The organism is Novosphingobium decolorationis, assembly GCF_018417475.1.
GTDB lineage: Bacteria > Pseudomonadota > Alphaproteobacteria > Sphingomonadales > Sphingomonadaceae > Novosphingobium > Novosphingobium decolorationis.
On the sequence record NZ_CP054856.1, the window covers coordinates 4,095,723 to 4,112,350 of the forward strand.

Consider the following 16,628-nt stretch of genomic DNA (forward strand, 5'->3'; position numbering starts at 1 on the left):
GAGGCCCGCGTCATGCCTGTCCCCATCGAACCGGCCTTTCTGGTTGGCGCTCTTGTGGCGCTCAATGCGGTGACGTTCCTGCTGTTCGGCTGGGACAAGCGCCAGGCCCGGCGGGGTGGGCGGCGTGTACCCGAGGCTCGGTTGCTGCTCCTCGCCGCTCTTGGCGGCACTCCTGGTGCCTACGCCGCGCGCCGCCATTTCCGCCACAAGACGCGCAAGCAACCGTTCGTGGGTCAATTGCACGCATTGGCTGTACTGCAGGTCCTGGCGATGGCGGCGTTGATCGGCTGGAGCGCGGGTTCGCCGCTCTAAGGCATGGTGCCTTCCGGCCCTGGAAGCGTTGTCCTCGCCTCCCTGAGCCCGGCTCGAGTGCCTTCGGTGCGCTGGACAGTTTGGGGAGCCCGAGGGCGGTGGCCCTCGGATCACCTGGTCTCCCCCTCAAGGTTCAATCGCGGGGGCCGCGCACGGGCGCGACCTCACCGGGAAAGATCCCGGCGATGGCCATGGCCGCCCCAATGCGGGTGAGGGTGTCGAGCAGGTCGCCGACCGCGTCTTCGGCGACGACGAGTTCGAGCGTCTGGCGTGTCTCGCCAGCTCCGCGTTCGCGCAGGGACGTGACCAGTTCCAGCAGGATCGCCTCGTGTTCGGAGACGTGGTTGCAGCCCACCGGACAGAACTGGAGGGTGTCGAGCGCTTCGCGGTTGAGAATCAGCATGAGACGGTGGAAGGGCTGAAGAGCGCCGATCAGGCGCCAGCGGGCGAAGGCGGGCGCGAGCATCTGCGCGGGGCAGTTGCGCCTGGAAATCGCGGTGACCCAACCGCGCATGGAAGCAACGAGAAAGCGGCAGCCTTCATCGAGCGTGCTGAGCGGGCGGTCGACATATTTGTACATGCGAGTCTCTCCATCGGGGCTCTGGCCGCGGGTGCGGGCTGCGGTTCAGAACGACAATTTCTCAGCGACTTGGCTAAATCTCACGGCGATGTGAAATTAGGGGTTGTAGCTGCGAATGATTATCATTAGCTATTGATACGCGGCTTGATGCTTCCGTCAAGCCCCCGGGAAACGAAGTCAGAGCCGTCCGGCTCGCGTCATGGGGCTTCGATTTTCCCATCCTGTGTCCTTGGCCGGGGCGGCTCCTTGCCTTGCCCGCCCCGGCCTTTTTTGCGTGCGCCGCCAGTGCGTAGATGCACAGCTTTTACGCAGCCTATCTTCAACTCTTGCTCAAGTTGTGCACAGTGTTGTCGACATCAGGTGCGCAGAGAAAATTGTCCTCAGCTTGCCAACCGCTTCTGAACATTTTGGGAACAGGTTATGCACAGGCTTGTCGCCAGGGGCTCAAGGGCGTGCAGCCTCAAGGCTTCGTAGGATAGGCAGGGGAGGGAGCCTGATGCCGTGCCAGCCGGACAAAGGGCCCGCTGGCGATGTCAGCCGCGTGCGGCGCGCACCGCGGCACCGCCGGCAAACGGGGCGATGGCCAGAAGGACAAGGCTGGCCGCCGCGGTCAGGGCAAGGCCGCTTTCCCCGCCAATGGCAAGGCTTCCGGCTCCAAAGATCAGGATGGGGACAGCCATCGGAATGACGAGCAGGCCGGCAAGGGCGGTGCCACCGCGCAGGCCTGCGGTCAGAGCCGCTACGGTGACGCCCAGCGCGGCGAGACCCGGGGTTCCGGCGAGGAGTCCCAGCTCGACGATGCCCAGTGTTCCGGCCTCAAGCCCGAGCAGGGCTGCTGCGGGGAGGGTGGCCAGCATGAGCGGAGGCCCGAAGCTGAGCCAGTGGGCCAGGACGCGCACCGCGATCACCAGTTCCTCGGAAATTCCGCGCAAGGCCCACTGGTCGAACTGGCCCTGTTCGATGTCGGGCTCCACCAACCGGTCGAGCGGCAGGATCGCAGCGAGAAGCGCGGCCACCCAGATCACGCCGCCACCGGTGCGGGCCAGGAGCGGCGCGTCCGGCCCGACCGCGAAGGGATAGAGCATCGCGACCGAGAGAAAGAACAGCACCGGCATCAGCGCGCCGCCCCCGCGCCCACCTAGCAGCAGGCGCGCAAGGTCGCGCTTCAGGAGGGCGAAGACCCGGCCGGTCACGCGGCGTAGTCCGCCAGGGCAAGGCGCTGGAGCCCCTCGACCCGAAAGGGCTGGTGCGAGGCGACAAGAGCAATGCCCCCGCCCGCACAATGCTCGGCAACGATCGCTTCGGTCAGTTCGACCGCATGGACATCGAGGCCGTTGAGTGGTTCGTCCAGAAGCCAGAGCGGGGCGGCCTGGCCGATCAGGCGGGCCAGCGCGGCGCGCTTCTTCTGGCCGGTCGACAAGTAGCGCACGGGGACGTCGAGAAGGTCGGCGAGGCCGAGCCGGTCGCGGGCCGCCTGTGCTGCATTCTCCGAAGTGCCATCGATCCGCGCCCAGAAGGCTAGCGCGTCGCCGAGCGCGTGTGAGGTGTCGAGCGCGGGACGTTCGTCGACCAGGCCAATGGCGCCTTCGCGCTCCACCGTGCCGGCAAAGGCCGGGGCGAGCCCGGCAACGATGCGCAGCAGGCTCGACTTGCCGATTCCGTTGCCGCCCGCAACCTGCAGCGCCTCGCCTGCGTTGAGGGCAAGCGACAGGCCGCGAAAAAGCACCCTGTCGCCGCGGCGACAGGCAAGGTCACGGATCGCGATCTTGGCCTCTTGCATGACGCCGTGCCCTAGTGGAAAGGCCCTGATCTGCCAAGCGTTCTGACGCGGCAGGCGATTCGAGGAAAGGTATCGCGCATGTCTGTCACCCCGCTCTCCGCCACCGAACTGAAATCGCTGCTGGAAAAGCACGCTGCGTGGCATTTGCGCGGTGATGGCAAGGCGATCGAACGCACCCTGAAATTTGCCGATTTCAACGCCGCTTTCGGCTTCATGACTCGGGTCGCGCTGCACGCGGACAAGGCCGATCACCACCCTGAATGGTCGAACGTCTACAACACCGTGGAGATCACGCTGACGACCCACGATTGCGGTGGCCTGTCCGGCCGCGATGCGGACATGGCGCAGTTCATCGACACGGCGGCAACGGCTGCCGGGGCCGACTGAGCGCGCACCCCGAACCCGTCCCGAGCCCGCCGCCATGCAGAGCCCTTTCCTGACCCGGCCACTGTCGGTCGTGCTCGATTTCGTGCGCTTCCTGGCCGCGTTCCTGGTGGTGGTGGGGCACAGCGTGCAGCTTCAGCTCTACACCGGGCCCTATCCGTTCTCGGGGCGGCTCCAGCACTACTGCGTGATCGTCTTTTTCGTGCTGTCGGGTCTTGTCATCGCGACCTCGGTGACGGCGCGTCGCTCCAGCCTCGCGCGCTACACCATCGCGCGCGTCAGCCGTATCCTGCCGGTCGCGGTGCCCGCGCTGCTGTTCGCGGCGCTTTCGGCCTACCTTCTGGCGGGGGACGCGCACGTGCGCATCGACAACAGCCCCGACGATCCGCTGCTCTTTGCCGAGCGTATCCTTCCGCCCCTGGTCTTCCTGAGCGCCTGGCCGGGAATGCCCGCACCGGTCTGGAACCCGCCGTACTGGTCGCTGTGCTACGAGGTCTGGTACTACGCGATCTTTGCGCTGGCCTTCTTCCTCAGGGGCTGGGCGCGCGTGGCGGCGGTTGTAGTGGCGTGTCTTCTGGCGGGGCCGACGCTGCTGCTCCTCTTTCCTGTCTGGCTGATGGGCGTGGCGCTGACCGCCATGACGTCGGCGCAAAGATTGCCTCTGCGCCTCGCGCCCCTGGTTCTGGCGGGCTGCGGATTTGCGGCCTGGGGGCTGTTCCAGATCGATATGACGGTTCTCAACCCACTGGCGGCGCGGATCTGGCCCGAACCGCTGAAGTGGTCCAATTGGGTGCTGTCGGACCTGCTGATGGGCGCGATCATGGCCTGCGCCGTCGTCGCGCTGCGTCCGCTTGCCGCGCGCCTCGAAGCTCCGATCCTGCGCACGCGAGGCGTGGCGCATGCGCTCGCGGGCTTCTCCTTCACGCTTTACCTGTTCCATTGGCCGCTGATCCAGTTGCTGCGTTCGCACGGGATCGAGGCAGGGCGCAGCCTGCTCGTCTGGGCGGGGTTGCTGGTGCTGGTGTGCGGGCTTTGCGCGCTGCTTTCACGGACGACGGAGGGCATGACGCCGCATCTGCGTCGCTGGATGGAGCGGCGTTTTCAGCGCGCTGTCGCAGGGACAAAGGTTCAGGCGGCTATCGTCTGAACCGCGCGTGCTTTGCATCGCCAGGGAACGGGCGCTAAGGCGCGGGCCATGCGCACCTTCGACAAGATCATTTCCGACAGAGGCTCGAAATACGCCGTCTCGGGCGCGCCGTGCCGCGACGCGGAAGAGGCGCGCACGCTCATCGAAGGGCTCAAGAAGGCGAAGAAGTTCGCCAAGGCGACGCACAATTCGTGGGGCCTCCTGGGCGCGGACGGCCCGGTCAAGAACGACGACGGCGAAAGCGGGGCAGGGATGATCATCCTCCAGCAGCTCGAAGCGGCCGGGCTGGAGGGGCACCTTGTCGTGGTGACCCGCTGGTATGGGGGCAAGCACCTTGGCGGCGACCGCTTTCGCCACGTGCGCGATGCGGTCACCCATTATCTGGACGCGGTGAGGGCGGAAGGCTGAGGCGCCTCAGCCTGCGAGCGCGCTTTCACGAACGGGGACATGCACCAGCGGTGCGATCCGGTCGGAGGCGGGTGTGCGCACCCGGCGAATGGTGCACAGCCGCGTTTCCTCCAGCCACAGTTCGGCGTTGCGGTCCTGGGCTTCCTTGTGCGCGAAGATCAGGGCTTCGCTCGAATCGGCAGCGGTGAACTCAAGCCGCTGGGCAAGGCCCACTTCGTCTTCGGCGAAGCGCAACTGGTAGACTGGCATCTGGCATCCTCGGGTTTCCGCCGTACGCGCCCGGTTCCGGGCTGCGCACTCTCTCTCACTCTCTGCGATGGCAGACGCGGCAGGGCATATCCTTGACCTTGCGCAATTTGCCATCGCGGCGGGAATGCGAGTTGGAGGAATTTGGTTCCCGTCCGAGGCGAGGGAGGAGAGGGCCGCGCGACCGGGCGTGGCGCGCCTGCGCCGGAACAGAGAAGGCGCCGTGCTTTCAGCGGTTTGGCACGTGTCAGAGAGCCGCATTGTTGTAGCAGTGCCAGGTGAAGATCGCCGCAGCGCCCCGGTGTGGTCGCCAGTTTTCGGCGAGCGCGCGGGTCTCCTTCTCGCTCGGCCTTTCGGCAAGGCCCAGGATCTTGCCGATGCCGACCTGGACGGCGAGGTCGCCGGCGGGCCAGATGTCGGGGCGTCCCTCGGCAAAGAGCAGATAGATCTCGGCCGACCAGCGGCCGATGCCCTTGATGCGGACCAGCTCGGCAATGGCGGCCTCGTCGTCATCGGGGAGGTTTGCCAGGTCGAGTTCGCCCGCCACGACCAGTTCGCACAGCGAGCGTGCGTAGCCCTGCTTCTGGCGCGAGAGGCCGCAGCCGCGCAGCGCGTCGAACTCGGCGGCGAGGAGGTCTTCGGGCTTCAGCTCGGGCCCCAGCAGCGATTCGAGCCTGGCCCAGACTGAACTTGCCGCGGCGACCGAGACTTGCTGGCCCACGATGGTGCGAAGAAGTGTCGCATAGCCGGTGGGGCGGGGGCGTGGTTCGGGATAGCCGCACGCCTCCAGCGCCCGGGCGATACCCGGCTCGATACCGGCCAGGGTATCGAGCCCATACTCAATCTGTTGTGCGCCCAGCGCCATGATGCATCTCTCTTGTTGAAGTATGAACTTCTGGCGATTTGGTATTATCAAATCGGCTTGCCAAAGCCGAATGGCGCTTCTAGCACCTCCTGTCAGAGGCGTGTAGAAGCGCCGCCGACCAACCCGGTTTACCAAGAGGGGACACAGGACAATGCCGCAGATCACCGTCGTCAATCACGCGGGCGAGGAATCGAGCGTCGAGGCCAGCGAAGGCCGCACGCTCATGGAAACCATCCGCGACAGCGGTTTCGATGAACTTCTGGCGCTGTGTGGCGGCTGCTGCTCGTGCGCGACCTGCCATGTCCACGTCGATCCGGCCTACATGGACAAGCTGCCCGAGATGAGTGAAGACGAGAACGACCTGCTCGACAGCTCGGACCACCGCAACGAGTACTCGCGTCTCTCCTGCCAGATCCCCATCACCGCGGCGCTTGAAGGCTGCAAGGTGACGATCGCCGCCGAGGATTGATCCGGAGCCTTCGGGCTTGCGAAAAGGGGCGCAAGGTCTGCTCCGGGCACTCTGTCCGGCTGGCCCTGCGCCCCTTTTTCGTATCGGATGCAGACAATCGCGAGGAGGGCGCTGCGCGTTAACCCTCGGTCCAGCTTTTTACGCCTAAAGCGCAATTCGATTGCGACATGCAGGGACACTTCCTAAGTCAGCGGCCATGACAGCACCAAACGCCACGCCTTCCTCGATCGACCTGATCGGCAACACCCCGCTCGTACTTCTCAAGGGGCCCAGCGCCGCCGCCGGCTGCGAAATCTGGGGCAAGTGCGAATTCGCCAACCCCGGCGCCTCGGTCAAGGACCGCGCGGCGCTCTGGATCGTGCGCGACGCCGAAGCGCGCGGCGAGTTGAAGCCGGGCGGTACGGTGATCGAAGGTACGGCGGGCAATACCGGCATCGGTATCGCGCTGGTGGCCAATGCGCGCGGCTACAAGTCGGTCATCGTCATGCCCGACAACCAGTCGAAGGAAAAGATGGACACGCTGCGCGCGCTCGGCGCCGAGCTGGTCCTCGTGCCGCCCACCAAGTTTGCCGACCCCAACCACTTCGTCCACACCTCGCGCCGTCTGGCCGAGGAAACCGAAGGGGCCGTCTGGGCCAACCAGTTCGACAACGTCGCCAACCGCAAGGCGCACATCGAGAGCACCGCACCGGAAATCTGGGAGCAGCTGGGTGGCCGCATCGATGGCTTCACCTGTGCGGCGGGCACTGGCGGCACGATTGCGGGTACGGGCCTTGGCCTCAAGGCTTTCGACGAGAACATCGTGGTTGCGCTGACCGATCCGTATGGCGCGGCGCTCTACAACTATTACGCCAACGGCGAGCTGAAGGCCGAAGGGTCTTCGGTGGCCGAGGGCATCGGCCAGGGCCGCATCACCGCCAACCTCGAGGGCGCGCCGATCGACACCCAGTTCCGCATGTCGGACGAGGAAGGCCTCGAGTGGGTGCGTCGTCTGCTGGCCGAAGAAGGCCTTTGCCTGGGGCTGTCCTCGGGCATCAACGTGGCGGGCGCGGTGGCGCTTGGCCAGAAGCTCGTCGCCGAAGGCCGCAAGGATGCGCGGGTTGCCACGATCCTGTGCGACACCGGCTTCCGGTACTTGTCCACACTTTACAACCCCGAGTGGCTCGAAACCAAGGGTCTGCCCGTCTTCCCGTGGCTGGTGCGCTGAGGTAACCTTTCGCCGCGATGGCAACCAAGCTCCCCCCCCAGGTCGTCGAACCACTGACCACCCCGCAGCATTTTGCGGAACCGTCCTCGCGCGAGTTGCGCTCGCAGGCGATGCACCGGTTGCAGGTGGGGCTCTTCGGTCTGTGCGCGATGCTGCTCATCGTCGGGCTGGCGAGCATCATCATGGAGCGCGCGCGCCTTGCGGATGAGGAAGATCCCATCCGCGAGGTCGTCGCGGCCGATGCGCCCGAGAAGAAGCCGGCAAGCGATCCGCTCGCCGATATCGGCGTCATGCCCGCGGCCGAACCTTCGCCCAAGGCCAAGGAGGCCGAAGGCACGTCGGCGCGCGATGTGGAAGGGCCGCTCGATCCGCGCGCAGCGCCTTTCGATGCGCCGCTGCGCGAGGAATAGACCTCGTCCCTCGCTCTGGACGCGGTGTGCGTAGGCCTTCGTGCCGCGCAGGCATCCTGAGAATCACCTAAAGATTTGCACCCGACTTTCGGTCTGCGTCCGTTCCTCGTGGGGAGCGGACGGGGATTGGCAGGTCGACCTGCCGTCTCTCCTCCCGGACTATCCCTCAGGGCGATTGCCCAGGCTTGGGCGGAGTGAAACCTCGTCCCGGTCTGGGGAGGGCTGGGGACAGACCGGTGAACTACGGAGAGTTCCCTGGCTTCCGGTCTCCTCATTCTCGCACAGTATTGCGCAATTGCGGCTTGGTGCGGGTCCTTATGGGGATCTGCGGGGAAGGGTGTGAGCCGTTTCGGGGAAGGTCGGGGATTGGTTGCCTCCCTATGGGGGCGCTATGGGGGCGCGCCGGTCCTGTTTTTCGTGGTGAAGGGCCACCTGAAGCACGGAAAGCCGGGACTTGTTGCCATGGTGGCGCCAGTAGACCTCTGCGTTGGGCGAAACGGGGAGATCGTGGGATCTTATGCTCGTGGTGGCTGCAATCCGTGTTTTTACGCAGGTGCTTCCGGCAGGTGTGGGGATGGCCGGGGATGGTGGTGAGTTGGGCTGTCTTCGCACTCGCAAACCCAGTGAAACTACATAAAATTACACAAATTCAAGGGTATTGTTGGATAACATGATATTAATAAGCCCTGTGGAAAGTATGTGGGTAAAGTTCCCGGGGTGGCTGATCTCGTGAAAATTCCCGTCATTCCCCAAATTTCCCTTTTATCCCCCAAGGGGGCAAGGTAGAAGGAATCGCAATCGGAATGCCTGAGTCCCGCCGCGCCGTGTTCGGTTGGTGCGGACCCTGTCGCGCATCTGCGCTTCGGGGGTGGCCTCGGTCATGCTTCGAGGCGGCAAAACCCACGGGGATCAACAGGGCGGCATGGCTGGGCAACCAACCATCTACAGCGGACAGGGCTTCTCGCTTATACGCGACAAGAAGCGCTTCGTGCTGCCCAACACCCTTCGCCCCACGGTCCGGGAATCGAGCGGCAAGGACATCATGTGCCTGGCCAAGCATCCCGAGTGGAAGTGCCTCGTCGCCTTCGGCTTGTCGCGCGTGGACGACTTTGAAAAGCAGCTCGACGCCGAGGAAGAGCGCGCGGACCGCGCCGGACGTCCCTTCAACCGCGACAAGCGTGCGATGCAGCTCTACTCGTTCCAGCAGGTTCCCTTCGACGGCTCGGGCCGTTTTGTCCTGCCCGAGGCGCTGTCGGGTCTCGCCAACATCGAGGACCAGCTCTTCTTCCAGGGCGTGGGCCGCTTCATCACCATCTGGAACCCGGCCGAGCTCTATGCGCTCGCCGAGGATCCCGAGATGGAAACCATCGTCGCCACCTGCCGTTCGCTGGCCGACGCCGAACTTGCCAAGGCGAAGAACAAGTGAGCGAGGCTCCCCACATCCCCGTCCTCCTGGACGAAGTCGAAGCCGCGTTGCTGCCGCTTGAAGGCCAGGTGGTCGTCGATGCGACCTTCGGGGCGGGGGGCTATACCCGCCGTCTGCTGGATGCCGGCGCGACCGTCCACGCCTTCGACCGCGATCCCGACGCCATCGCGGCCGTCCACGCGAACCCTGAACGCTGGCCCGAACTTTCCAGCGTGCCGCCCCGCCTGGTCCTGCATCCCCGCCGCTTTTCCGAGATGGTCGATGCCCTGCACGATGCAGGTATCGAAACCGTCGACGGGATCGTGGCCGACATCGGTGTCTCCTCGATGCAGCTCGACCAGGCGGAGCGCGGGTTCGCCTTTGCCAGCGACGGTCCGCTCGACATGCGCATGAGCCAAGATGGCTATTCCGCGGCCGATTTCGTGAACGAGGGCGAGGAGAGCGCGATTGCCGATGTGCTCTACCTCTACGGTGAAGAGCGCCAGTCGCGCCGCGTCGCGCGCGCCATCGTTGCCGCGCGTCCGATCACCACGACGGGCGAGTTGGCGCGCGTCATCCGCAAGGCGCTCGGCCACCGTCCCGGCGCGCCCAAGGATCCCGCGACGCGCAGCTTCCAGGCGATCCGCATCCACGTGAACGGTGAGCTCGACGAGCTCGAGGCCGCGCTGGCCGCTGCCGAGGAATTGCTGCGCGAAGGCGGGCGACTGGCCGTGGTCACGTTCCACTCGCTGGAAGACCGCATCGTCAAGCGCTTCCTCAAGGAGGCGAGCGGGCAGGCGCGCTCCACCTCGCGCCACCTGCCGCTCGTCGATACCGGCCCCGAGGCGACCTTTGCGAAAGTGGCCAAGCCGGTAAAGCCCGGCGCCGCAGAGCTGGAGGTCAACCCCCGGTCCCGTTCCTCCACCCTGCGCAGCGCCATCCGTACCCACGCTCCCGCCCGTTTCGCACAAACCCGCTCGTCCTCAAGGAAAAACCCATGAACCTGACCCAAGATCGCGTTCGCTCCATCGGGTGGATCACGGTGCTCGCCATCTGCGCGGCTATGCTCGTGGCGCTGACCTTGCGCGTCAACGCGGTGAAGAGCGAGGTCTACGCGGCCGAGAAGCGGATCGTGTACACCCAGCAGCAGATCAACTTCCTTGAGACCGAATTCCAGACGCGGGCCAACCAGCAGGCGCTCAAGAAGCTCAACGATCTGGAGTTCGGGTACGCGGCACCGGGGGCGGGCCAGTATCTGGAAGGGGAGCGCCAGCTGGCCGCACTGGGCGCCGCGCCGGGCCCCGATGCGCCCGCGCCGATCCGCTACGCCAACGCCGAGCCGGCCGACATGCCGGGTGAGGACGTGGCCGAGCGCGCCGAGGAGAAGGCCGGCTCGCTGCTCGCCATGGTCAATCCGGTGAGCGGCGCGACGGCCGCGGCCATGCCCGAGGAAGAGCGCCGCCGCGAAGTGGCGGCCGCCAAGACGCGCGACGCAGATCGCGAGGCCCTGCGCGCGGAAGCCGCCGACCTGTCGCGCCGTCTCGCCAGCATCAATATCGCGGAGGCGCCCAACCAGTGACCGCGCTGGCTCTTCAGTCGACGGTTCCGGTCACGGTCTCGACGGGCTCACGCGGGCTCGTCAACGAACGCCAGCGCTCGCTGCTCATGGCCAAGGCGCGCACCCTCTGGGTGCTCGTTGCGTTTGTGCTGGTGGGGATGATCGCTGCGCTGCGCATTGCCTACCTCGGCACTACGGGTCCGTCGCCGCGCGAGGTGCGTCTGGCCGATCTGCTGACCCCCCAGCGCGGCGAGATCGTCGATCGCAACGGGGCGCCGCTGGCTCGCGACTTCCGGGTCTATTCGCTCTGGTTCAACCCTAAGGCGATGACCGAGGGCGAGCCGCTGATTCATTCGCCCAAGGAAATCGCGGCGGGTCTCGCGCGGATCTTTCCCGACATCGACCAGGACGAGGTGATCGAAAAGCTCTCGTCGGGCAAGGCGGGCTACATCCGCAAGTCGCTGCTCCCCGAGGATGCCAACCGTGTCCACGAACTGGGTGAGCCTGCACTGGAGTTCCCGCTCGAGACGACGCGGTACTACCCGCAAGGCTCGCTCGCCGCGCACGTGCTGGGCTATGTCGACAGCTACGGCCACGGTAAGGTCGGCATGGAGCAGTACTTCGACAAGGAACTGGTGAGCCCGGAAGGCCGCTCGGCGCCTTCGGTGATCTCCATCGACTTTCGCGTTCAGAGCGCGCTCGAGGACGAACTTGCCAAGGGCATGGCGCTGTCCGAGGCCAAGGGTGCCGCTGGCGTGGTGCTCGATGTCGACACCGGCGAAGTCATGGCGCTGGCCTCGCTTCCCGGGTTCGACCCCAACCACGTGAAGCCCAACGACATGGTCGTGACGCCCGAAGAGGCCAAGGAGGGCGAGGTGCCCAAGGGCTTCAACCGCGCGACCAACCAGGTCTACGAGCTGGGCTCGACCTTCAAGCCGATCACGGTCGCGGCCGCGCTCGATGCCGGCACGGTCACGAACCTGGCGCGCCGCTGGCCCGCCGCGCCGCTTCATGTCGGGCGCTTCACGATCAAGGACAGCCACGCGATGGGCGCTTCGCTCAACGTGCCCGAGACGCTGATCCACTCCTCGAACGTGGTGACAGCCCAGATCGCCGATGAACTGGGCGGAGAGCGGCTCAAGGCCAAGCTCAAGGTGCTGGGCATGAACACGCGGCCCGCCATCGAGCTTCCTGCGCGCGGCTTTCCGATCTGGGACAACGGCAAGTGGCGGCGCCTGCGCACGATGACGGTATCCTACGGGCACGGCGTGGCGGTTACCCCGCTGCACCTCGCCACGGCCTATGCCGCGCTCGTCAATGGGGGCATGTGGCGCCCGGCGACCCTGCGCAAGCTGAGCGCGGGCGAGGTACCCGAAGGGCGCCGGGTGTTTAGCGCGGCGACCTCGGCGCGTATCCGCCAGCTTTTGCGCATGATCGTGCTCTACGGTACGGGCCGCAAGGGCGATGCGCCGGGCTTCCGGATCGGTGGCAAGACCGGCTCGGCGGAAAAGCCGGGCAACGGGGGGTATCGCCACCACTCGCTGATTTCCACGTTCGCGGCGGCCTTCCCCATGGACAAGCCGCGCTATGTCGTCATAGCCATGATGGACGAGCCCAAGGGTACGGCGGCGACCAGCTACCAGCGCACCGCCGCCTGGAACGCAGCGCCGGTGGTGGCGCGCGTGGTCCCGCGTATCGGGCCGCTCCTGGGCATCATGCCCGACGAGACCCGCGATATCGACATCTCGGATCTCAAGCCTCTCATCCCCCATGAAGTGAGCGAAGCCGAAGAATGAAACTCTCCGCCCTCTGCGCCACCGCCGGCCTTGCGCTTCCCGGTCCCGATGCAGAGGTGACCGGCTTCGCCATCGACCACAGGAAGGTCGCGCCCGGCACCGTCTTTGGCGCCTTCAAGGGCGCGCGCTTCAACGGCGAGGACTACATCGCGGACGCCATCGCGTCGGGCGCGGTCGCCGTCGTCTCGGCCAGCGAGGCTCCTGTCGAGGGCGCAGTGTCCTTCGTCGATTCCGAGCCGCGCCGCCTTTTCGCCCAGCTGGCCGCGCCGTTCTATCGTCCGGTGCCCGAAACGCTCGTCGCGGTGACCGGGACCAACGGCAAGACCTCGACGGTCGAGCTCACGCGCCAGATCTGGAACATGGTGGGGGAGCGCGCGGCCTCCATCGGCACGCTGGGTGTGACCACCGGAGATGCGCGCGTTTCGACCGGGCTGACCACGCCGGACGTGGTGACCTTCCTCGGCAATCTGGCGGGTCTCGCCCGCGAAGGCGTCAGCCACGTCGCCTACGAAGCCTCCAGCCACGGTCTCTCGCAGTACCGCATCGAGGGGCCGCGCGTGGCAGCGGGGGCCTTTACCAATCTCAGCCGCGATCACCTCGATTACCACGCGACCATGGAAGAGTACTTCGCGGCCAAGATGCGCCTGTTTGGCGAAGTGGTGGCAGATGCGGGGACGGCGGTGATCTGGGCCGACGATGTCTGGTCGCAGCGGGCCATCGTCCATGCCCGGGCGCGGGGCCTCAAGGTCTTCACCGTGGGCGAGCAGGGCGAGGATATGCGGCTTGCTGCGCGCACGCCGGGTGGCCTGGGCCAGCAGCTCGAAGTCCAGTACGCGGGCGTTTCGCGCATGATCCCGCTCCCGCTGATCGGCGCCTACCAGGCCGCCAACGCGCTGGTTGCGGCAGGGCTGGTCCTGGCAACGGGCGGGAATGCGGACTTGGTGTTCGACGCGATGAAGCGGCTTGTCACCGTGCGCGGCCGTCTCGAGCGCGCCGCGATCACGCCCTCGGGCGCGCCGGTCTATGTCGATTACGCCCACACGCCCGACGGACTGGAGGCCGCGATTGCCGCGCTGCGCCCGCACGTTTCGGGGCGTCTCATAGTCGTGTTCGGGGCCGGGGGCGACCGCGATACCGGCAAGCGCGCGCCGATGGGGCGCGTGGCCAGCGAACTGGCCGACATCGCCATCGTTACTGATGACAACCCGCGCGGCGAGGACCCGGCCGCGATCCGCGCAATGGTGCTCGAAGGAACGCAGGCGGGCGCCCGCGAAATCGGCGACCGGCGCGAGGCTATCGGTGCCGCGCTGGCCGAAGCGAAGGGCGGGGACATCGTCCTCATTGCAGGCAAGGGGCACGAGCAGGGGCAGATCATCGGCCGTGGCGAGGCCATGCGCGTGCTGCCCTTCGATGACGTGGACGTGGCGCGCGAGATGGCAGGCGCGCTGGCGAAAGGAGGTGACGCATGACGGCACTGGCACGCATTCTCGATTGGCCTGCACCCGAGGCGGAAGAGCAGGGGCAGGGCCTTTGGGATTCCGCGACGCTCGAACGCGCCTTGCGCGGCTCGGCGAGTGGTCCTTTCACCGTATCGGGCGTCGAGATCGACAGCCGCGATGTCGAGCCGGGTGACCTGTTCTTCGCCCTCAAGGGCGAGAGCATGGACGGCCACCGCTTCGTCGAGATGGCCTTCGCCAAAGGCGCGGCGGCCTGCGTCGTCGACCGTCCGGTCGAAGGGCCGCACATCCTTGTCAAGGACACCACCGAGGCGTTGGAGCGTCTGGGCGCCGCGTCGCGCCAGCGCGCGCGCGGGCCGGTGATCGGGGTGACCGGGTCGGTCGGCAAGACCGGCGTCAAGGAGATGATCTTCGAAGGCCTTGAGCGTGCGACGCGCGGCGATGCGCACCGTTCGGTCAAGAGCTACAACAACCACGTGGGCGTCCCGCTCAGCCTTGCGCGCATGCCTGCCCGGGCTCGCTTCGGCGTGTTCGAGATGGGGATGAACCACGAAGGCGAGATCGCCGCGCTGACGCGCCAGGTCCGTCCGCATGTCGCGGTCATCACCACCATCGCGCCCGCCCACATCGAGAACCTGGGGTCCGAAGAGGCCATTGCCGACGCCAAGGCGGAGATATTCCAGGGGCTCGAACGTGGCGGCACGGCGGTGATCCCGGCCGACAGTCCGCATTACGAGCGCCTGCGCAAGGCGGCGCTGCGCTGCGGGGCGCGGGTCGTCGCCTTTGGGCGAGGAGCCAATGCCGACGTGCGTCTGCTCGACGCGGTCGATGCCATCGGCGGCGGATCGCTCGTCACCGCGGACATGGGCGACCGGCGCGTGTGCTACACGGTCGCCGCGCCGGGCGAGCACCAGGTGACAAACTCGCTTGCGGTCATGGCGGCCATCCGCGCCGTGGGCGGCGATCTGGGCGCAGCGGGCGTAGCGCTTGCCGAAATGGGCGGCCTTGCCGGACGCGGAGCGCGCCTTGAAATCGCGGTTTCAGGGGGGGAGGCCAACGCGGACGGTTCGCGCAGCGCGCTCCTCATCGATGAAAGCTACAACGCCAATCCGGCCTCGATGCGCGCGACGCTTGCGCAGCTCGGGCGCACCAACGCCCGGCGGCGCATTGCCGTGCTGGGCGCGATGAAGGAGCTGGGCACCCACGGTCCGGGCTATCACGCCGCGCTCGAAGAGCCGATCCGCGAGGCCGGTGTCGACTATCTGGTGCTGGTCGGCGATGAAATGCTCCCGCTCGTCCGGGAACTCGAAACCCGCGCGGATGCGGGGGAAAACGCCGCCTCCTCGCTTGGCAAACCGGTTGCCTTCGCGCATTGCCAGAGTGTGAGGGAGGCTGTGGATCGTGTGCGCGCTTTCGGGCTTGAAAGCGGGGATGCCATTCTCGTCAAAGGGTCCAATTCAGTGGGCCTGGCCTCGCTCGTTTCGGAGCTGAACAAGCAGGAAGGGTGAGGGTCGCTCCCGCAACATGCTGTATCTTTTCGCAGATTGGTTCGATTATCAGGGGCTTGCCAACCTCTTCCGCTACCAGACCTTCCGGGCCGGTGGTGCGCTTCTGTTTGCGCTGTTCGTCGGTCTTCTGATCGGTCCGAAGTTCATCAACATGCTGCGCGTGCGCCAGGGCAAGGGGCAGCCGATCCGCGAGGACGGCCCGCAGAGCCACCTTGCCAAGCGCGGTACGCCGACGATGGGCGGGCTGATGATCCTGACCGCGCTGATCGCGGCGATGGTCCTGTTCATGGACGTGACCAACCCGTTCGTGTGGGCCTGCATCGCGGTCACCATCGGCTTTGGCGCAATCGGCTTCATGGATGACTACGACAAGGTCGCCAAGCGCAGCACGGCGGGCGTTCCCGGGCGCGTGCGCCTGCTCATGGAATTCGCCGTGGCGGGCCTTGCCTCGTACATCATCGTCAGCCAGCTGAACACCAACCTCTACGTGCCTTTCCTGACCGGACGCTATATTCCGCTGGGGCCGCTCTATTATGTCTTCGCGGCCTTCGTGATCGTGGGCGCGGGCAATGCGGTGAACCTGACCGACGGGCTTGACGGTCTGGCGACCTTCCCGGTCTTCGTCGCGGCGGGGACCTTCGCGATCATCTGCTACCTGGCGGGCCGCGTCGACTTTGCGACGTACCTGGGCATTCCGCACGTCCCGGGCGCAGGCGAACTTGCGATCTTCTGCACTGGCATCATGGGCGCGTGTCTCGCCTTCCTGTGGTTCAACGCGCCGCCTGCGGCCGTGTTCATGGGCGATACCGGGAGCCTGGCACTCGGCGGTGCGCTGGGCTGCATCGCGGTCGCCGCGCACCACGAGATCGTGCTGGCGGTCGTGGGTGGTCTCTTCGTGCTGGAAGCCGCTTCGGTCATCATCCAGGTCTTCTGGTTCAAGCGCACCGGCCGCCGGGTCTTCCGCATGGCGCCGATCCACCACCATTTCGAACAGTTGGGCTGGAAGGAATCGACGGTCGTCGTGCGCTTCTGGATCATCTCGCTCGTGCTGGCCGTCCTGGGCCTCGCCACGCTGAAACTGCGATAAGGAGAACTG

At 66.4% G+C, this 16,628-nt stretch carries 19 protein-coding genes; 14 read left to right on the forward strand and 5 right to left on the reverse strand.

From position 1 onward, the window contains the following. Nucleotides 1-12 precede the first annotated feature (12 nt). Nucleotides 13-312 carry a DUF1294 domain-containing protein gene (locus tag HT578_RS18980; RefSeq protein ID WP_213501081.1) on the forward strand — a complete coding sequence of 100 codons (300 nt, stop codon included), beginning with the start codon at nt 13-15 and terminating at the stop codon, nt 310-312. Between the two features lie 133 nt (nt 313-445). Here HT578_RS18980 and HT578_RS18985 read toward each other — a convergent pair whose 3' ends face one another. The 3 genes from HT578_RS18985 to ccmA form a co-directional block, all read right to left on the reverse strand. Further along, on the reverse strand, nt 446-892 hold the full coding sequence (locus tag HT578_RS18985; protein WP_213501082.1) for a hypothetical protein: 447 nt from the start codon (nt 890-892) through the stop codon (nt 446-448). Between the two features lie 533 nt (nt 893-1,425). Beyond that, the gene (locus HT578_RS18990; RefSeq protein ID WP_039388154.1) at nt 1,426-2,085 is read right to left on the reverse strand and encodes a heme exporter protein CcmB; all 660 of its coding nucleotides are present in this window, start codon (nt 2,083-2,085) and stop codon (nt 1,426-1,428) included. Further along, the gene (gene ccmA, locus HT578_RS18995; protein WP_213501083.1) at nt 2,082-2,672 is read right to left on the reverse strand and encodes a heme ABC exporter ATP-binding protein CcmA; all 591 of its coding nucleotides are present in this window, start codon (nt 2,670-2,672) and stop codon (nt 2,082-2,084) included. Before ccmA ends, HT578_RS18990 begins: the two co-directional genes overlap by 4 nt. Nucleotides 2,673-2,750: 78 nt before the next feature. On the opposite strand from ccmA, the gene HT578_RS19000 reads away from it, so the two are divergent. From HT578_RS19000 to HT578_RS19010, 3 genes are read left to right on the forward strand one after another with little or no spacing between them, the layout of a single operon-like run. Beyond that, nucleotides 2,751-3,059 carry a 4a-hydroxytetrahydrobiopterin dehydratase gene (locus tag HT578_RS19000; RefSeq protein WP_039388150.1) on the forward strand — a complete coding sequence of 103 codons (309 nt, stop codon included), beginning with the start codon at nt 2,751-2,753 and terminating at the stop codon, nt 3,057-3,059. 34 nt (nt 3,060-3,093) lie between these two features. Next, nucleotides 3,094-4,203, forward strand: coding sequence for an acyltransferase family protein (locus tag HT578_RS19005; protein ID WP_213501084.1), 1,110 nt, complete (start codon nt 3,094-3,096; stop codon nt 4,201-4,203). 48 nt (nt 4,204-4,251) lie between these two features. Continuing rightward, nucleotides 4,252-4,611: a YigZ family protein gene (locus tag HT578_RS19010; protein WP_213501085.1), complete on the forward strand. Its 360-nt coding sequence runs from the start codon at nt 4,252-4,254 to the stop codon at nt 4,609-4,611. 6 nt (nt 4,612-4,617) lie between these two features. Here HT578_RS19010 and HT578_RS19015 read toward each other — a convergent pair whose 3' ends face one another. After that, entirely contained in the window at nt 4,618-4,860 is a 243-nt protein-coding gene (locus HT578_RS19015; protein WP_039388144.1) for a hypothetical protein, read from the reverse strand. 244 nt (nt 4,861-5,104) lie between these two features. Further along, the gene (locus tag HT578_RS19020; RefSeq protein ID WP_213501086.1) at nt 5,105-5,722 is read right to left on the reverse strand and encodes a DNA-3-methyladenine glycosylase family protein; all 618 of its coding nucleotides are present in this window, start codon (nt 5,720-5,722) and stop codon (nt 5,105-5,107) included. Between the two features lie 151 nt (nt 5,723-5,873). Here HT578_RS19020 and HT578_RS19025 point away from each other — a divergent pair, with 151 nt between their 5' ends. The 10 genes from HT578_RS19025 (at nt 5,874) to mraY (ending at nt 16,619) form a co-directional block, all read left to right on the forward strand. Further along, complete coding sequence (locus HT578_RS19025) at nt 5,874-6,191, forward strand: 2Fe-2S iron-sulfur cluster-binding protein (protein WP_039388140.1); 318 nt, start codon at nt 5,874-5,876, stop codon at nt 6,189-6,191. 196 nt (nt 6,192-6,387) lie between these two features. Continuing rightward, on the forward strand, nt 6,388-7,398 hold the full coding sequence (locus tag HT578_RS19030) for a cysteine synthase A (protein WP_039388139.1): 1,011 nt from the start codon (nt 6,388-6,390) through the stop codon (nt 7,396-7,398). Between the two features lie 17 nt (nt 7,399-7,415). Continuing rightward, the gene (locus HT578_RS19035) at nt 7,416-7,808 is read left to right on the forward strand and encodes a hypothetical protein (protein WP_239026357.1); all 393 of its coding nucleotides are present in this window, start codon (nt 7,416-7,418) and stop codon (nt 7,806-7,808) included. A 922-nt stretch (nt 7,809-8,730) separates the two neighbouring features. Continuing rightward, nucleotides 8,731-9,234 carry a division/cell wall cluster transcriptional repressor MraZ gene (locus HT578_RS19040; RefSeq protein WP_039391495.1) on the forward strand — a complete coding sequence of 168 codons (504 nt, stop codon included), beginning with the start codon at nt 8,731-8,733 and terminating at the stop codon, nt 9,232-9,234. Further along, nucleotides 9,231-10,214: a 16S rRNA (cytosine(1402)-N(4))-methyltransferase RsmH gene (rsmH, locus tag HT578_RS19045; protein ID WP_213501087.1), complete on the forward strand. Its 984-nt coding sequence runs from the start codon at nt 9,231-9,233 to the stop codon at nt 10,212-10,214. The genes HT578_RS19040 and rsmH overlap by 4 nt, the downstream gene beginning before the upstream one ends. Continuing rightward, nucleotides 10,211-10,792 carry a hypothetical protein gene (locus HT578_RS19050; RefSeq protein ID WP_213501088.1) on the forward strand — a complete coding sequence of 194 codons (582 nt, stop codon included), beginning with the start codon at nt 10,211-10,213 and terminating at the stop codon, nt 10,790-10,792. The genes rsmH and HT578_RS19050 overlap by 4 nt, the downstream gene beginning before the upstream one ends. Further along, nucleotides 10,789-12,567, forward strand: a complete 1,779-nt coding sequence (locus tag HT578_RS19055) for a peptidoglycan D,D-transpeptidase FtsI family protein (protein WP_239026358.1) — start codon at nt 10,789-10,791, stop codon at nt 12,565-12,567. Before HT578_RS19050 ends, HT578_RS19055 begins: the two co-directional genes overlap by 4 nt. Beyond that, on the forward strand, nt 12,564-14,036 hold the full coding sequence (locus tag HT578_RS19060; RefSeq protein ID WP_213501089.1) for a UDP-N-acetylmuramoyl-L-alanyl-D-glutamate--2,6-diaminopimelate ligase: 1,473 nt from the start codon (nt 12,564-12,566) through the stop codon (nt 14,034-14,036). Before HT578_RS19055 ends, HT578_RS19060 begins: the two co-directional genes overlap by 4 nt. Further along, a complete protein-coding gene (locus HT578_RS19065; RefSeq protein WP_213501090.1) occupies nt 14,033-15,532 on the forward strand; it encodes a UDP-N-acetylmuramoyl-tripeptide--D-alanyl-D-alanine ligase in 1,500 nt (499 codons plus the stop codon). Before HT578_RS19060 ends, HT578_RS19065 begins: the two co-directional genes overlap by 4 nt. Nucleotides 15,533-15,548: 16 nt before the next feature. Next, complete coding sequence (gene mraY / locus HT578_RS19070; protein WP_039388133.1) at nt 15,549-16,619, forward strand: phospho-N-acetylmuramoyl-pentapeptide-transferase; 1,071 nt, start codon at nt 15,549-15,551, stop codon at nt 16,617-16,619. Nucleotides 16,620-16,628: the final 9 nt, after the last annotated feature.

Bases quoted from the DNA above. Each gene is read 5' to 3' on its own strand.
- HT578_RS18980 (WP_213501081.1), top strand. From the start codon at position 13: ATGCCTGTCCCCATCGAACCGGCCTTTCTGGTTGGCGCTCTTGTGGCG.
- HT578_RS18985 (WP_213501082.1), bottom strand. From the start codon at position 892: ATGTACAAATATGTCGACCGCCCGCTCAGCACGCTCGATGAAGGCTGC.
- ccmA (WP_213501083.1), bottom strand. From the start codon at position 2,672: ATGCAAGAGGCCAAGATCGCGATCCGTGACCTTGCCTGTCGCCGCGGC.
- HT578_RS19000 (WP_039388150.1), top strand. From the start codon at position 2,751: ATGTCTGTCACCCCGCTCTCCGCCACCGAACTGAAATCGCTGCTGGAA.
- HT578_RS19005 (WP_213501084.1), top strand. From the start codon at position 3,094: ATGCAGAGCCCTTTCCTGACCCGGCCACTGTCGGTCGTGCTCGATTTC.
- HT578_RS19010 (WP_213501085.1), top strand. From the start codon at position 4,252: ATGCGCACCTTCGACAAGATCATTTCCGACAGAGGCTCGAAATACGCC.
- HT578_RS19015 (WP_039388144.1), bottom strand. From the start codon at position 4,860: ATGCCAGTCTACCAGTTGCGCTTCGCCGAAGACGAAGTGGGCCTTGCC.
- HT578_RS19020 (WP_213501086.1), bottom strand. From the start codon at position 5,722: ATGGCGCTGGGCGCACAACAGATTGAGTATGGGCTCGATACCCTGGCC.
- HT578_RS19025 (WP_039388140.1), top strand. From the start codon at position 5,874: ATGCCGCAGATCACCGTCGTCAATCACGCGGGCGAGGAATCGAGCGTC.
- HT578_RS19030 (WP_039388139.1), top strand. From the start codon at position 6,388: ATGACAGCACCAAACGCCACGCCTTCCTCGATCGACCTGATCGGCAAC.
- HT578_RS19035 (WP_239026357.1), top strand. From the start codon at position 7,416: ATGGCAACCAAGCTCCCCCCCCAGGTCGTCGAACCACTGACCACCCCG.
- HT578_RS19040 (WP_039391495.1), top strand. From the start codon at position 8,731: ATGGCTGGGCAACCAACCATCTACAGCGGACAGGGCTTCTCGCTTATA.
- HT578_RS19050 (WP_213501088.1), top strand. From the start codon at position 10,211: ATGAACCTGACCCAAGATCGCGTTCGCTCCATCGGGTGGATCACGGTG.
- HT578_RS19060 (WP_213501089.1), top strand. From the start codon at position 12,564: ATGAAACTCTCCGCCCTCTGCGCCACCGCCGGCCTTGCGCTTCCCGGT.
- HT578_RS19065 (WP_213501090.1), top strand. From the start codon at position 14,033: ATGACGGCACTGGCACGCATTCTCGATTGGCCTGCACCCGAGGCGGAA.
- mraY (WP_039388133.1), top strand. From the start codon at position 15,549: ATGCTGTATCTTTTCGCAGATTGGTTCGATTATCAGGGGCTTGCCAAC.